General features: G+C 65.0%; 4 protein-coding genes, 1 tRNA gene and 3 rRNA genes. 6 read left to right on the top strand and 2 right to left on the bottom strand.

Features of this window, described 5'->3' with window-relative positions:
- Positions 1-6: 6 nt before the first annotated feature.
- From OHS70_RS09695 to rrf, 3 genes are all read left to right on the top strand, one after another.
- A 16S ribosomal RNA gene (locus tag OHS70_RS09695) occupies positions 7-1532 on the top strand.
- A 310-nt stretch (positions 1533-1842) separates the two neighbouring features.
- Positions 1843-4966: ribosomal RNA gene (locus OHS70_RS09690) — 23S ribosomal RNA — on the top strand.
- Between the two features lie 98 nt (positions 4967-5064).
- Positions 5065-5181: ribosomal RNA gene (gene rrf, locus OHS70_RS09685) — 5S ribosomal RNA — on the top strand.
- Together the 16S, 23S and 5S rRNA genes form the textbook arrangement of a ribosomal RNA operon.
- Positions 5182-5234: 53 nt before the next feature.
- Here rrf and OHS70_RS09680 read toward each other — a convergent pair.
- Positions 5235-6143 (bottom strand): alpha/beta hydrolase family esterase, encoded by a 909-nt coding sequence (locus OHS70_RS09680; protein ID WP_328395731.1) that lies wholly within the window; start codon positions 6141-6143, stop codon positions 5235-5237.
- A 118-nt stretch (positions 6144-6261) separates the two neighbouring features.
- Between OHS70_RS09680 and OHS70_RS09675 the strand changes: the two genes are divergently transcribed.
- Positions 6262-6334 (top strand) — tRNA-Thr (locus tag OHS70_RS09675).
- 49 nt (positions 6335-6383) lie between these two features.
- Here the strand turns inward: OHS70_RS09675 and OHS70_RS09670 are convergent.
- Positions 6384-9038, bottom strand: coding sequence for a SpoIIE family protein phosphatase (locus OHS70_RS09670; protein WP_328395729.1), 2655 nt, complete (start codon positions 9036-9038; stop codon positions 6384-6386).
- Positions 9039-9306: 268 nt separating this feature from the next.
- Between OHS70_RS09670 and OHS70_RS09665 the strand changes: the two genes are divergently transcribed.
- Positions 9307-14787, top strand: coding sequence for a HAMP domain-containing protein (locus OHS70_RS09665; RefSeq protein ID WP_328395727.1), 5481 nt, complete (start codon positions 9307-9309; stop codon positions 14785-14787).
- Positions 14788-15061: 274 nt separating this feature from the next.
- Positions 15062-15742, top strand: a complete 681-nt coding sequence (locus tag OHS70_RS09660; protein WP_328395725.1) for a response regulator — start codon at positions 15062-15064, stop codon at positions 15740-15742.
- The last annotated feature ends 86 nt before the right edge of the window (positions 15743-15828 follow it).

Raw genomic sequence — 15828 nt, 5'->3', positions numbered from 1 at the left:
TAAACATTCATGGAGAGTTTGATCCTGGCTCAGGACGAACGCTGGCGGCGTGCTTAACACATGCAAGTCGAACGATGAAGCCCTTCGGGGTGGATTAGTGGCGAACGGGTGAGTAACACGTGGGCAATCTGCCCTTCACTCTGGGACAAGCCCTGGAAACGGGGTCTAATACCGGATAACACTGCGGGCCGCATGGTCTGCGGTTGAAAGCTCCGGCGGTGAAGGATGAGCCCGCGGCCTATCAGCTTGTTGGTGGGGTGATGGCCCACCAAGGCGACGACGGGTAGCCGGCCTGAGAGGGCGACCGGCCACACTGGGACTGAGACACGGCCCAGACTCCTACGGGAGGCAGCAGTGGGGAATATTGCACAATGGGCGAAAGCCTGATGCAGCGACGCCGCGTGAGGGATGACGGCCTTCGGGTTGTAAACCTCTTTCAGCAGGGAAGAAGCGAAAGTGACGGTACCTGCAGAAGAAGCGCCGGCTAACTACGTGCCAGCAGCCGCGGTAATACGTAGGGCGCAAGCGTTGTCCGGAATTATTGGGCGTAAAGAGCTCGTAGGCGGCTTGTCACGTCGGATGTGAAAGCCCGGGGCTTAACCCCGGGTCTGCATTCGATACGGGCAGGCTAGAGTGTGGTAGGGGAGATCGGAATTCCTGGTGTAGCGGTGAAATGCGCAGATATCAGGAGGAACACCGGTGGCGAAGGCGGATCTCTGGGCCATTACTGACGCTGAGGAGCGAAAGCGTGGGGAGCGAACAGGATTAGATACCCTGGTAGTCCACGCCGTAAACGTTGGGAACTAGGTGTTGGCGACATTCCACGTCGTCGGTGCCGCAGCTAACGCATTAAGTTCCCCGCCTGGGGAGTACGGCCGCAAGGCTAAAACTCAAAGGAATTGACGGGGGCCCGCACAAGCAGCGGAGCATGTGGCTTAATTCGACGCAACGCGAAGAACCTTACCAAGGCTTGACATATACCGGAAAGCATTAGAGATAGTGCCCCCCTTGTGGTCGGTATACAGGTGGTGCATGGCTGTCGTCAGCTCGTGTCGTGAGATGTTGGGTTAAGTCCCGCAACGAGCGCAACCCTTGTTCTGTGTTGCCAGCATGCCCTTCGGGGTGATGGGGACTCACAGGAGACCGCCGGGGTCAACTCGGAGGAAGGTGGGGACGACGTCAAGTCATCATGCCCCTTATGTCTTGGGCTGCACACGTGCTACAATGGCCGGTACAATGAGCTGCGATGCCGCGAGGCGGAGCGAATCTCAAAAAGCCGGTCTCAGTTCGGATTGGGGTCTGCAACTCGACCCCATGAAGTCGGAGTTGCTAGTAATCGCAGATCAGCATTGCTGCGGTGAATACGTTCCCGGGCCTTGTACACACCGCCCGTCACGTCACGAAAGTCGGTAACACCCGAAGCCGGTGGCCCAACCCCTTGTGGGAGGGAGCTGTCGAAGGTGGGACTGGCGATTGGGACGAAGTCGTAACAAGGTAGCCGTACCGGAAGGTGCGGCTGGATCACCTCCTTTCTAAGGAGCACTTCTTACCGGCCCTCGGGTCGGTCAGAGGCCAGGACATCGGCGAACGTCCGATGCTGGTTGCTCATGGGTGGAACGTTGATTATTCGGCGCACTTGACCGTCTTTTCTTCCTAGTACTGCTCTTCGGAGCGTGGAACGGCAGGGGAGCGGCGAGGGCGCCTGGCGCGCTGTTGGGTGTCTGAGGGTGCGAGCGTTGCTCGCCCTTCGCGATGCCGGCCCCGGTGAACTCGTCCTTTGTGGGCGGGGTGGCGGGTGGCTGGTCGTTGCTTGAGAACTGCACAGTGGACGCGAGCATCTGTGGCCAAGTTTTTAAGGGCGCACGGTGGATGCCTTGGCACCAGGAACCGATGAAGGACGTGGGAGGCCACGATAGTCCCCGGGGAGCCGTCAACCAGGCTTTGATCCGGGGGTTTCCGAATGGGGAAACCCGGCAGTCGTCATGGGCTGTCACCCGCTGCTGAACACATAGGCAGTGTGGAGGGAACGAGGGGAAGTGAAACATCTCAGTACCCTCAGGAAGAGAAAACAACCGTGATTCCGGGAGTAGTGGCGAGCGAAACCGGATGAGGCCAAACCTACGACGTGTGAGACCCGGCAGGGGTTGCGTCGTGGGGGTTGTGGGATCTCTCTTTTACGGTCTGCCGGCCGTGAGACGAGTCAGAAACCGTATGGATAGGCGAAGGACATGCGAAAGGTCCGGCGTAGAGGGTAAGACCCCCGTAGCTGAAATTCATGCGGCTCGTTTGAGAGACACCCAAGTAGCACGGGGCCCGAGAAATCCCGTGTGAATCTGGCGGGACCACCCGCTAAGCCTAAATATTCCCTGGTGACCGATAGCGGATAGTACCGTGAGGGAATGGTGAAAAGTACCGCGGGAGCGGAGTGAAATAGTACCTGAAACCGTGTGCCTACAAGCCGTGGGAGCGTCGCATGCAAGCTTGCTTGCATGTCGTGACTGCGTGCCTTTTGAAGAATGAGCCTGCGAGTTTGCGGTGTGTTGCGAGGTTAACCCGTGTGGGGAAGCCGTAGCGAAAGCGAGTCCGAACAGGGCGATTCAGTAGCGCGCTCAAGACCCGAAGCGGAGTGATCTAGCCATGGGCAGGTTGAAGCGGAGGTAAGACTTCGTGGAGGACCGAACCCACCAGGGTTGAAAACCTGGGGGATGACCTGTGGTTAGGGGTGAAAGGCCAATCAAACTCCGTGATAGCTGGTTCTCCCCGAAATGCATTTAGGTGCAGCGTCGTGTGTTTCTTGCCGGAGGTAGAGCACTGGATAGGCGATGGGCCCTACCGGGTTACTGACCTTAGCCAAACTCCGAATGCCGGTAAGTGAGAGCGCGGCAGTGAGACTGTGGGGGATAAGCTCCATGGTCGAGAGGGAAACAGCCCAGAGCATCGACTAAGGCCCCTAAGCGTACGCTAAGTGGGAAAGGATGTGGAGTCGCAGAGACAACCAGGAGGTTGGCTTAGAAGCAGCCACCCTTGAAAGAGTGCGTAATAGCTCACTGGTCAAGTGATTCCGCGCCGACAATGTAGCGGGGCTCAAGCGTACCGCCGAAGTCGTGTCATTGCAGTATGTACCCCCAACGGGGACTGTGATGGGTAGGGGAGCGTCGTGTGCCGGGTGAAGCAGCCGCGGAAGCGAGTTGTGGACGGTTCACGAGTGAGAATGCAGGCATGAGTAGCGATACACACGTGAGAAACGTGTGCGCCGATTGACTAAGGGTTCCTGGGTCAAGCTGATCTGCCCAGGGTAAGTCGGGACCTAAGGCGAGGCCGACAGGCGTAGTCGATGGACAACCGGTTGATATTCCGGTACCCGCTTTGAAACGCCCAATATCGAATCAGACGATGCTAAGGCCGTGAAGCCGCCCCTGATCTCTTCGGAGTGAGGGGGAGTGGTGGAGCCGCCGGCCCAGATCTGTAGTAGGTAAGCGATGGGGTGACGCAGGAAGGTAGTCCAGCCCGGGCGGTGGTTGTCCCGGGGTAAGGGTGTAGCCCGAGAGATAGGCAAATCCGTCTCTCATGCAGGGTGAGACCTGATGCCGAGCCGATTGTGGTGAAGTGGATGATCCTATGCTGTCGAGAAAAGCCTCTAGCGAGTTTCATGGCGGCCCGTACCCTAAACCGACTCAGGTGGTCAGGTAGAGAATACCGAGGCGTTCGGGTGAACTATGGTTAAGGAACTCGGCAAAATGCCCCCGTAACTTCGGGAGAAGGGGGGCCATCACCGGTGATGAGTCTTGCACTCTGAGCTGGGGGTGGCCGCAGAGACCAGCGAGAAGCGACTGTTTACTAAAAACACAGGTCCGTGCGAAGCCGTAAGGCGATGTATACGGACTGACGCCTGCCCGGTGCTGGAACGTTAAGGGGACCGGTTAGCTCTGTTTCGACAGGGCGAAGCTGAGAACTTAAGCGCCAGTAAACGGCGGTGGTAACTATAACCATCCTAAGGTAGCGAAATTCCTTGTCGGGTAAGTTCCGACCTGCACGAATGGCGTAACGACTTCTCGACTGTCTCAACCATAGGCCCGGTGAAATTGCACTACGAGTAAAGATGCTCGTTTCGCGCAGCAGGACGGAAAGACCCCGGGACCTTTACTACAGTTTGATATTGGTGTTCGGTTCGGCTTGTGTAGGATAGGTGGGAGACTTTGAAGCCTGGACGCCAGTTCAGGTGGAGTCGCCGTTGAAATACCACTCTGGTCGTGCTGGATGTCTAACCTGGGTCCGTGATCCGGATCAGGGACAGTGTCTGATGGGTAGTTTAACTGGGGCGGTTGCCTCCCAAAGGGTAACGGAGGCGCCCAAAGGTTCCCTCAGCCTGGTTGGCAATCAGGTGTTGAGTGTAAGTGCACAAGGGAGCTTGACTGTGAGACCGACGGGTCGAGCAGGGACGAAAGTCGGGACTAGTGATCCGGCGGTGGCTTGTGGAAGCGCCGTCGCTCAACGGATAAAAGGTACCCCGGGGATAACAGGCTGATCTTCCCCAAGAGTCCATATCGACGGGATGGTTTGGCACCTCGATGTCGGCTCGTCGCATCCTGGGGCTGGAGTCGGTCCCAAGGGTTGGGCTGTTCGCCCATTAAAGCGGTACGCGAGCTGGGTTTAGAACGTCGTGAGACAGTTCGGTCCCTATCCGCTGTGCGCGTAGGAGTCTTGAGAAGGGCTGTCCCTAGTACGAGAGGACCGGGACGGACGAACCTCTGGTGTGCCAGTTGTCCTGCCAAGGGCATGGCTGGTTGGCTACGTTCGGAAAGGATAACCGCTGAAAGCATCTAAGCGGGAAGCCTGCTTCGAGATGAGGACTCCCACCTCCTTGAGAGGGTAAGGCTCCCAGTAGACGACTGGGTTGATAGGCCGGATATGGAAGCCCAGTAATGGGTGGAGTTGACCGGTACTAATAGGCCGAGGGCTTGTCCTCAGTTGCTCGCGTCCACTGTGTCAGTTCTGAAGTAACGAACTCGCCAGACCCCCGTTTTGCGGGTGTCGGTCGGCTGGAGTTCGACATCTTCATAGAGTTTCGGTGGTCATAGCGTCAGGGAAACGCCCGGTTACATTCCGAACCCGGAAGCTAAGCCTTTCAGCGCCGATGGTACTGCAGGGGGGACCCTGTGGGAGAGTAGGACGCCGCCGAACAATCTTTAGCCTCAACCCCCGGACCCTGTCCGGGGGTTGAGGCATTTTTGCGTTCAGGGCGAGATCTTCGGATGGGCGGCGAAGAACTCCCAGATCAGGTCCGTGGCGTCGATGCCGGCTTCCGACGCGCCCATCGTCGCGTCCGTGCTGCCCGGCCAGCTGTGGCCCATGTCGGGGAGGCGGTAGGTAGTGAAGTCGGAGGCGTCGCGGCACTGCGCCGATGTCCGGGTGACGTTCTTGCCCTGCACCTTCTCCGGCCTGCCTGCCGTGCAACTCAGCCGTTTGGACCAGGACGTGATGCCCAGTTCGAACTCGTCGTAGTGCTGGTCGGCTCCGCCGATGAAGGTGGCGACAGAGACCGGAGTCTTCGGCATGTACGTCGGCTTCGCCGCGTCCTGGCCGATGTAGCCGCTGCTGACCGGTGCGATCGCGGCAAAGGTGTCCGGCAGCTCGACCGCAAGCTTGAAGGACATGTCGCCACCGTTCGAGATGCCGGTCGCGTAGATCCGCCGGGGGTCGGCCTTCCAGATACCGACAAGACGCTCGGTCATCGCGCCGATGAAGCCGACATCGTCCTCGGCACCGCAGCACACCAGGGCGTTGTACGCCTTGTCCAGGCCGTCGGGATAGGCGACGAGGAAACCTTCCTTGTCCGCCTTCGCGTTGAAGCCGGTCAGCCGCGCGGCATACGCGCCGTCGGCCGGGTACGGGTGCATGGCGATGACCAGTGGCACGCGTTTTGCCGCGGTGTAACCGGGCGGTGCGTGCACGGTGTAGAAGCGTGTCTTGCCCTGCCAGGTCATGGCGACGGTCTGATCCCCCGGGCGGGGCGTCTCCTTCGGTGTGTTCTGCGTCGCCGGGGGCTTTTTTGGCTTCTTCTTTCCGGCGCCGGTGTCAGAGCCGCAGCCGGCCAGAGGCAACAGCACGGCCACGGCGGCGATCCACAAGGGGCGTATCCGCATGGGCGCATGGTGGCAGCAGGGCCACGGGCGGTCCAGAGGAATGGATGGTTCGGAGAACACATGAGTTCGGGGTATGATCTGTTGCGTTGCCGCGCGGAAGACCGCCGGAGTGCAACAGGCCCCTATAGCTCAGTCGGTAGAGCGTCTCCATGGTAAGGAGAAGGTCAACGGTTCGATTCCGTTTGGGGGCTCATTGAAGAAGGAGGCCCCCCGCCGATCGGCGGGGGGCCTCCTTCGTGTTCAGTTCCTGTGGGGCTCCGGGACGCGCATCGCCAGGATGGCCATGTCGTCCGAAGCCGGCTCGGCCGCGAATCGCTCGACCGCGCGCAGAACGCGTGCGGCGACCGCTCCGGCCGTCAGGCCCGTACACGTCGTCAGGACGTCGGCGAGGCCGTCGTCGCCCAACATGCGGGTGCCCTCGCGGCGTTCGGTGACGCCGTCCGTGACACACAGCAGGACGTCGCCAGGGTCGAGGGTGACCGTCTGCTCGTAGAGCTCCAGGTCGTCCATGACGCCGAGCAGCGGCTGCGGCTCCGCAGCAGGCACCACAGTGCCGTCCTGGCGCAGACGCAGCGGGAGCGGATGGCCGGCGCACACGACCTTGAGCATCGCGCTGCCGTCCTCCTGGGGCCACAACTCGCCGTACAGAAGCGTGAGGAAGCGGCTGCGCGCACCCTCGTCGAGGATGGCCGCGTTGAGCCGCTCCAGGACGGCCGGGCCGCCGAAGCCCTCGCGGGCGAGCAGCCGCAGAGCGTGCCGGGCCAGGCCCGTGACGGCCGCGGCCTCCGGGCCCGTACCGCAGACGTCGCCGATGGCGAACCCGTACGCGCCGTCGCGGATCGGGAAGAGGTCGTAGAAGTCCCCGCCGACCTCGTTGCCTTCGCCGGCCGCCCGGTAGATGACCTCGACCTCGACGCCTGGGATCTGGGGGAGCTCAGGCGGCAGCAGGCTGCGCTGCAGGGACTGACTGATCGCCATGCGCTCCGAGTACAGGCGGGCGTTGTCGAGAGCGAGGGCGGCCCGGCGGGACAGGTCCTCGGCCAGTTCCAGGATCTCCTGGCGGAAGTGGTCGTCCGAGGGCTTGCCGAGCGTCAGCATGCCGATGACGCGGTTACGGGCGACCAGAGGGAGGACGACCGTCTCGCCGCCGACCGCCGCGGCCGTGGCGAGCGTGACGCCGATTCCGGAGGAGACCGGCTGGGACGCACCGAGGCCCAGTTCGCGCTTGGACGCGAGCAGGGCGGCGCGCTGGGCGGCTTCACCGGGCGCGGTCCACACCCGTGCCCCGGGTGTCGGGACAGGGTCCGGAGGGTCGATCCTGGCCAGCAGCGCCTTGAGACCGTCGATACGCTCCTCGTCCTCGTGGAGCACAAAGCTGAGGTACGGCTCCGAGGCCTGGTCGGCGATCGTGTAGACGGCGCACCAGGTGGCGAGGGTGGGGACGGTCATCTGGGCCATCAGCGCCAGGGTCTGGTCCCGGTCGAGCGTGCCGGCGAGCAGGTCCGATGCCTCGACAAGGAAGGAGAGCGAGCCGCGGCGCAGCCGCTCCAGCTCGCCGAGGCGGGCCGATTCCACCGCCAGCGCGATGCGGTCCGCGGCGAACTGGAGGCGCAGGGCTTCCTCGTTGGAGTACCGGCCCGCCGTTTCGGCGGCGACGCCGAGCGAGCCGGTGAGCCGGCCCTCGACCTTGAGCGGAACGGTGACGACCGAGCGCATGCCGGTGGAGTTGAGCAGCGGAACCGCACCCGGCACCGCCGTCAGGTCCTCGTGCACCGCGGGCATCCTGGCGGAGCCGTAACGGCCGGTTCCTGCCTCCACAGGGACGCGGGCGAAGCGCTGGCGTGCCGAGGGCAGGCCGGTCGTGGCCCGGACCTCCAGCTCGGTCTCGTCGTCGGTGGCGAGCAGCAGAAAGGCGGCGTCGCCGTCGAGCATGTCGCGAGCGCGCTCGACCGTGCGCTGCAGCAGGCCGTCGAGGTCGTCCGGGGCGGGAGAGCCGATGAAGACCTCGAACGGGTCCGCGCTGCCGCTTTCGGAACCCGTTTCCGTGACGGGAGCCCGCTGCGGGGTCTGCAGCACCGCACGCTCGTCGTCGCGTACCAGCAGACAGACTGTGGACGGTTCGCCGTTCGTGTCGCGTACCCGAAGGTGTGATGCGTAAACGGGCAGTACCCGGCCGTCGATGCCGCGGATGCCGTAACTGCCCTCCCAGCGGGAGAGCCGGAGGGCTTCGGCGATACCGGTGCCGATGCCGGGCGTGTGCGGCCAGGCGGCGAAGTCCGTGAGCGGTTTGCCGATGACCTGATCGGCCGCGTAGCCGAAGAGGTGCTCGGCGTCCTCGTTCCATACGGAGATGGTGCCGGTGCGGTCGATCTGCGTGACGGCCACGCGCACCCGCTCGTCGGTGACCGGAAGCAGGGCGGTGGGCAGCACCGGGCCGGCGGAGCGGGTGCCCACCGGGCGCTGCGGCAGGTCGAGTTGGAACCACACCTGCTTGTAGGTGGGGGCGTACTCGACACCCCAGCGGGAGGCGAGTGCCGCGCACAGCAGCAGTCCCCGGCCGTTCTCCTGGTCGGGGCTGACGAAGGTGCGGCCGCCGCCCTGGATGGGAATCTCGCGCTCGGGGTAGCGGTCGGCGACCTCGACCCGTACGCCGTCCTCGGTGCGCAGACACAGGACGTCGGCCGCGGTGCCGGCGTGGATGACCGCGTTGGTGACGAGCTCGCTGGTGAGCACCACCGCGTCGTCGACGACGTCGGCGTACCCCCACCCCTGCAGGGTGTCCCGGACGAACGCCCGCGCGGACGCGACCGACCGTCCGACCGGCTCGAAACATGCGGCCGCCCGCGCGGTGATCACAGAACTCCTAGTACGCGTCTCGACGCCCGGCTCTGCCATGATCGGCTTGACCCTCCCGGTGCCCGGTGTTGGTACGTGCGCCACACTGCCCCCGCCGGGCGGACCGGGGCGGTTGGACAGCCGGATGCCAGGTTACTTACCTTCGCTGTCCGAGCGGATGCCGGACGTCACTGTTTCCGCCCACCTGGGGCGGGGACGCTATGCGAAGCTGCCGAACTGTTATGGCCTGGTTCGGCCATGGTGAAACACTGGGCAGGCTTCCGGAGACAGCCCGGGCAGTACGGTCAACCCCTGCGGGAGGGACACGGTGGAGTCTGGCGTGGCAGCGCGTGGCAATAACACGCGCCCGAAAGGCGGACGTTCCCGGAGCAATGGGACAACCGAGGTGGATACGGCGGCACTGAACCGGCTGCGGGCGGCCCTGATGTCGATGCGGGACGGCAACTTCCGCCGTCGTCTGACCGTCTCGGGCGACGGGGTGATGGCCGAAATCGCGGCCGTGTTCAACGAGGTCGCCGACCGGAACCTGCATCTCACGGGCGAGCTCGCGCGTGTACGCAGGATGGTCGGACGCGAGGGGAAGCTGACCGAGCGGCTGGAGACGGGGGCCTGCGAGGGCTCCTGGGCGGCCGCCATCGATGCCTCGAACGCGCTGGTGGACGATCTGGCGCGGCCGGTGTCCGAGGTCGGCAGGGTGCTCTCGGCGGTCGCCGAGGGTGACCTGGAGCAGCGCATGGAGCTGCGTTCCCACGAGGACGACGGCGCGGACACGTCGGTGCGGCCGCTGCGTGGTGAGTTCCTCAAGGTCGCCCGCACGGTCAACAACCTGGTCGACCAGCTGTCGGCGTTCACCGACGAAGTGACGCGGGTCGCACTGGAGGTCGGCACCGAGGGCAAGCTCGGCGGCCAGGCCCAGGTGCGCGGTATGTCCGGTTCGTGGAAGGACCTCACGGATTCGGTCAACACCATGGCGTACCGGCTGACCGCGCAGGTGCGCGACATCGCACTGGTGACGACGGCGGTGGCCAAGGGCGATCTGTCGCGGAAGGTCACTGTCCATGTGGCCGGCGAGATGCTTCAGCTGAAGAACACCGTCAACACGATGGTGGACCAGCTGTCCTCGTTCTCCTCCGAGGTCACCCGTGTGGCACGCGAGGTGGGCACGGAGGGCGAGCTCGGCGGTCAGGCGACCGTGCCGGGTGTGGCCGGCGTGTGGAAGGACCTCACCGATTCGGTGAACACGATGGCCGGCAACCTGACCTCCCAGGTGCGTGGCATCGCCGAGGTGACGACGGCGGTGGCCAACGGCGATCTGTCGCAGAAGGTCACCGTCAGCGCGCGCGGCGAGGTGGCCCAGCTCGCCGAGACCATCAACCAGATGACCGAGACACTGCGCACGTTCGCCGACGAGGTCACCCGCGTGGCCAGCGAGGTCGGCGCGGAAGGCCTGCTCGGCGGCCAGGCGCAGGTGCCGGGTGCGGCGGGTACGTGGAAGGACCTCACCGATTCGGTGAACACGGTCTTCCGGAATCTGACCACCCAGGTGCGGGACATCGCGCAGGTGACGACGGCGGTTGCCAACGGTGACCTGTCGCAGAAGGTCACGGTCGATGTCGCGGGCGAGATGCTCGAGCTGAAGAACACCGTCAACACGATGGTGGACCAGCTTCAGTCCTTCGGTTCAGAAGTGACGCGGGTGGCGCGCGAGGTCGGCGTCGAAGGCCGTCTCGGCGGTCAGGCGGAGGTGCCGGGTGCGGCGGGTACGTGGAAGGACCTCACCGACTCGGTCAACACCGCGTTCCGCAACCTCACCGGCCAGGTGCGGGACATCGCGCAGGTGACGACAGCGGTCGCCAACGGCGATCTGTCGCAGAAGGTCACGGTCGATGTCGCGGGCGAGATGCTCGAGCTGAAGAACACCGTCAACACGATGGTGTCGCAGCTCTCCTCGTTCGCCGATCAGGTCACGCGGATGGCGCGGGACGTGGGCACGGAGGGCCGTCTCGGCGGCCAGGCGCGCGTGGACGGCGTCAGCGGTACGTGGAAGGAACTGACGGACTCCGTCAACTTCATGGCGGGGAACCTGACCTCGCAGGTCCGTCAGATCGCCCAGGTGACCACGGCGGTGGCCCGTGGTGATCTGTCGCAGAAGATCGACGTGGACGCGCGCGGCGAGATCCTGGAGCTGAAGAACACCATCAACACGATGGTGGACCAGCTCTCGGCCTTCGCCGAGCAGGTGACCCGGGTGGCGCGGGACGTGGGTACGGAGGGTCGTCTCGGCGGCCAGGCCCAGGTGCCGGGCGTGGCCGGTGTGTGGCGCGATCTCACCGACTCCGTGAACGGCATGGCCGAGAACCTCACCGGCCAGGTCCGCAACATCGCACAGGTCGCGACCGCGGTGGCCCGTGGTGATCTGTCGCAGAAGATCGACGTGGACGCGCGCGGCGAGATCCTGGAGCTGAAGAACACCCTCAACACGATGGTGGACCAGCTCTCGAACTTCGCCGAGCAGGTGACCCGGGTGGCCCGCGAGGTGGGCACCGAGGGCATCCTCGGCGGCCAGGCCGAGGTCCAGGGTGTGTCCGGCACCTGGAAGGACCTCACCCAGTCCGTCAACTTCATGGCGAACAACCTGACGTCCCAGGTGCGCAACATCGCCGAGGTGACGACGGCGGTGGCCAAGGGCGACCTCTCGAAGAAGATCACCGTCGATGCCAAGGGCGAGATCCTCGAGCTGGTGACGACCGTCAACACGATGGTGGACCAGCTGCTGGACTTCGCGGACGAGGTGACCAGGGTCGCCCGCGAGGTGGGTACGGAAGGCGTACTGGGCGGCCAGGCGCGGGTGCGCGGTGTCACCGGCATCTGGAAGGACCTCAGCGACAACGTCAACCTGATGGCCAACAACCTCACCAACCAGGTGCGCAACATCGCCCGCGTCTCGGCGGCGGTCGCCAACGGCGATCTGACCAAGAAGGTGACGGTCGAGGCACGAGGCGAGGTCGCCGAACTGGCCGAGACCGTCAACACGATGGTGACGACGCTGTCGTCGTTCGCCGACGAGGTGACCCGGGTGGCCCGCGAGGTGGGCACCGAGGGCGAGCTGGGCGGCCAGGCGCATGTGCCGGGTGTCTCCGGCACCTGGAAGGACCTCACCGAGTCCGTGAACTCGATGGCGTCGAACCTGACGGGCCAGGTGCGTCAGATCGCGACGGTCACCACCGCCATCGCCAAGGGCGATCTCACCAGGAAGATCGACATCGATGCGCGCGGCGAGATCCTGGAGCTGAAGACCACCATCAACACGATGGTCGACCAGCTGTCGTCGTTCGCCGAGGAGGTCACCCGGGTGGCCCGCGAGGTGGGCACCGACGGCCAACTGGGAGGCCAGGCGCGGGTACGCGACGTCGACGGCACCTGGCGCGACCTCACCGAGTCCGTGAACGAGATGGCCGGGAACCTGACCCGTCAGGTGCGCGCGATCGCGGCCGTCGCCACGGCGGTGACCCGTGGCGACCTCAACCTCAAGATCGATGTGGACGCCGCGGGCGAGATCCAGGTGCTGCAGGACAACATCAACACGATGATCGCGAACCTGCGCGACACGACCCTGGCCAACGAGGAGCAGGACTGGCTCAAGGGCAACCTGGCGCGGATCTCCGGTCTGATGCAGGGGCGGCGCGATCTCGACGACGTTGCCTCGCTGATCATGAGCGAGCTGACCCCCGTCGTCTCGGCGCAGCACGGCGCGTTCTTCCTGGCCATGCCGACGGGGAACGGCGCGGACGTGTCGGGCTCGGCCGAGGCGTCGTACGAGCTGTGCATGCGCGGCAGTTACGGGTATTCCGCCGGTCTGATGCCCACGTCGTTCCGGCCGGGGGAGACGCTGATCGGTACGGCTGCCGAGGAGAAGCGGACCATCCAGGTCAGCGTGCCGCCGGGCTATCTCAAGATCTCCTCGGGGCTCGGCGAGGCCTCGCCGGCGTACGTGATCGTGCTGCCGGTCCTGTTCGAGGGGAAGGTCCTCGGTGTGATCGAGCTGGCGTCGTTCCAGCCCTTCACGCACATCCAGCGGGACTTCCTGAACCAGATCGCCGAGATGATCGCCACGAGCGTCAACACCATCAGCGTCAACACCAAGACCGAGGTGCTGCTCAAGCAGTCGCAGGAGCTGACCGAGCAGCTGCGTGAGCGCTCGGCGGAGCTGGAGAACCGGCAGAAGGCGCTGCAGGCCTCCAATGCGGAGCTGGAGGAGAAGGCGGAGCTGCTCGCGCAGCAGAACCGCGACATCGAGGTGAAGAACACCGAGATCGAGGAGGCCCGGCAGGTGCTGGAGGAGCGGGCCGAACAGCTCGCGGTCTCCATGCGCTACAAGTCGGAGTTCCTCGCGAACATGTCGCACGAGCTGCGTACGCCGCTGAACTCGCTGCTCATCCTCGCCAAACTGCTCGCGGACAACGCGGAGGGCAATCTCTCGCCCAAGCAGGTGGAGTTCGCCGAGACGATCCACGGCGCCGGATCGGACCTGCTGCAGCTGATCAACGACATCCTCGATCTGTCGAAGGTCGAGGCGGGCAAGATGGACGTCAGCCCGACCCGTATCGCGCTGGTGCAGCTCGTCGACTATGTGGAGGCGACGTTCCGGCCCCTCACGGCGGAGAAGGGGCTCGACTTCTCGGTGCGGGTCTCGCCGGAGCTGCCGGCGACCCTGCACACCGACGAGCAGCGGCTGTTGCAGGTGCTGCGCAACCTGCTGTCCAACGCGGTCAAGTTCACCGACAGCGGCGCTGTCGAGCTGGTGATCCGGCCGGCGGGCGCCGATGTACCGCAGTCGATCCGCGAGCAGTTGCTGGAGGCCGGGTCGCTGCGGGACGCCGACGGGGATCTGATCGCCTTCTCGGTGACCGACACCGGAATCGGGATCGCGGCGGGCAAGATGCGGGTGATCTTCGAAGCGTTCAAACAGGCCGACGGAACGACCAGCCGGAAGTATGGCGGTACGGGGCTCGGGCTGTCGATCAGCCGGGAGATCGCCCGGCTGCTGGGCGGCGAGATCCATGCGGCGAGCGAGCCGGGCCGCGGTTCGACGTTCACGCTGTACCTGCCGCTGCAGCCGAGTGAACTGCCGCCGCAGGGCTATCCGCAGCTCGCTCCCGGGGCCACGGACGGACATGACGGCGGGGACGTGGCCGAGCACGGCGCGCTGCCGCTGCAGTCGGTCTCCTCTGCGCCCTCGGGCCACTCGGGGCCCGCAGCCCTTTTCCGGCGCAGGCGCAAGGCGCTGGGGACCGTGGGGCAGCACAGCATGCTGCCCGGCCGGCCGGGCGGGCAGACCGGGGCCTCCCAGGACACATGGGCCGAGGCGGTCGCGGACGAGGAGATGCCGGAGCAGCGGCGGGTGTTCGCCTTCGACGGCGAGAAGGTGCTGATCGTCGACGACGACATCCGCAACGTCTTCGCACTCACCAGCGTGCTGGAACAGCACGGGCTGTCGGTGCTGTACGCGGAGAACGGCCGCGAGGGGATCGAAGTCCTGGAGCAGCATGATGATGTGACAGTCGTACTGATGGACATCATGATGCCCGAGATGGACGGGTACGCGACCACGACGGCGATCCGCAGGATGCCGCAGTTCGCGGGTCTGCCGATCATCGCGCTCACGGCGAAGGCGATGAAGGGCGATCGCGAGAAGGCCATCGAATCGGGCGCTTCCGACTACGTCACCAAACCGGTCGACCCTGACCACCTGCTCGCGGTGATGGAGCAGTGGATGAGCGAGGAGTGACCGGTCGGCGTTCAATTCCTTGGCAATTGCTGACTGACTGTGCCCGAAGGTGTGTGAGGGGCTTGCATTCGGGGAACCTTCTCGACTCCTGCGGCGTTTTTGGTACGTGCACAGTGACATCACGGTGACAGGGTGTGGCGACGGGCGGGGTGCGGCTACCATGACCGGCACAAGGACGGGCGACGCAAGGGAGTCGTCCCCTGGGGCGGCGCCCGGTGCGTCCCCCAGCTCTCTGAGCTGGGGAGACCCCAAGCCGGGGCGAGGAGGACGGGGCATGGTGCAGAAAGCCAAGATCCTCCTGGTCGATGACCGGCCGGAGAATCTGCTCGCGCTGGAGGCCATTCTCTCTGCGCTCGATCAGACACTGGTGCGGGCATCGTCAGGGGAGGAAGCGCTCAAGGCGCTGCTGACGGACGACTTCGCGGTCATCCTGCTGGACGTCCAGATGCCAGGAATGGACGGCTTCGAGACCGCCGCGCACATCAAGCGGCGCGAGCGCACCCGCGACATCCCGATCATCTTCCTCACCGCCATCAACCACGGCCCGCACCACACCTTCCGGGGCTACGCGGCAGGGGCCGTCGACTACATCTCCAAGCCGTTCGACCCCTGGGTGCTGCGCGCCAAGGTCTCCGTCTTCGTCGAGCTGTACATGAAGAACTGCCAGCTGCGTGAGCAGGCGGCGCTGCTGCGCCTCCAGCTGGAGGGCGGCCAGGCAGGCGGGGGAGAGGCAAGGGAGCCCGCCGGGCTCCTCGCCGAACTCTCCGCCCGGCTCGCGGCAGTTGAGGAGCAGGCCGAAGCGCTCTCCAAGCAGCTGGACGACGACTCGGCGGACGCGGCGGCAGTGGCCACGGCCGCCCATCTCGAGCGCAAGCTCACCGGACTGCGCCGTGCACTGGACGCGCTGGAGCCCGGCACCGGCGGCGGCGCGCCGACGCTCCCCTCGCAAAGCTGACCGAGGCCCGGTGCCCGACCGGCCTTTGAGGGAGCGTCAGTTCACCGCCTCGAGCAGGGCGACACGAAAGGGTGAAGCAGTAGGCA

The organism is Streptomyces sp. NBC_00390 (assembly GCF_036057275.1).
In the GTDB taxonomy this organism is placed as follows: domain Bacteria; phylum Actinomycetota; class Actinomycetes; order Streptomycetales; family Streptomycetaceae; genus Streptomyces.
This window is presented reverse-complemented; position numbering and strand designations above follow the sequence as displayed.

Coding starts and splice junctions, on each gene's coding strand:
- OHS70_RS09680 (WP_328395731.1), bottom strand. CDS start 6,143: ATGCGGATACGCCCCTTGTGGATCGCCGCCGTGGCCGTGCTGTTGCCT.
- OHS70_RS09670 (WP_328395729.1), bottom strand. CDS start 9,038: ATGGCAGAGCCGGGCGTCGAGACGCGTACTAGGAGTTCTGTGATCACC.
- OHS70_RS09660 (WP_328395725.1), top strand. CDS start 15,062: ATGGTGCAGAAAGCCAAGATCCTCCTGGTCGATGACCGGCCGGAGAAT.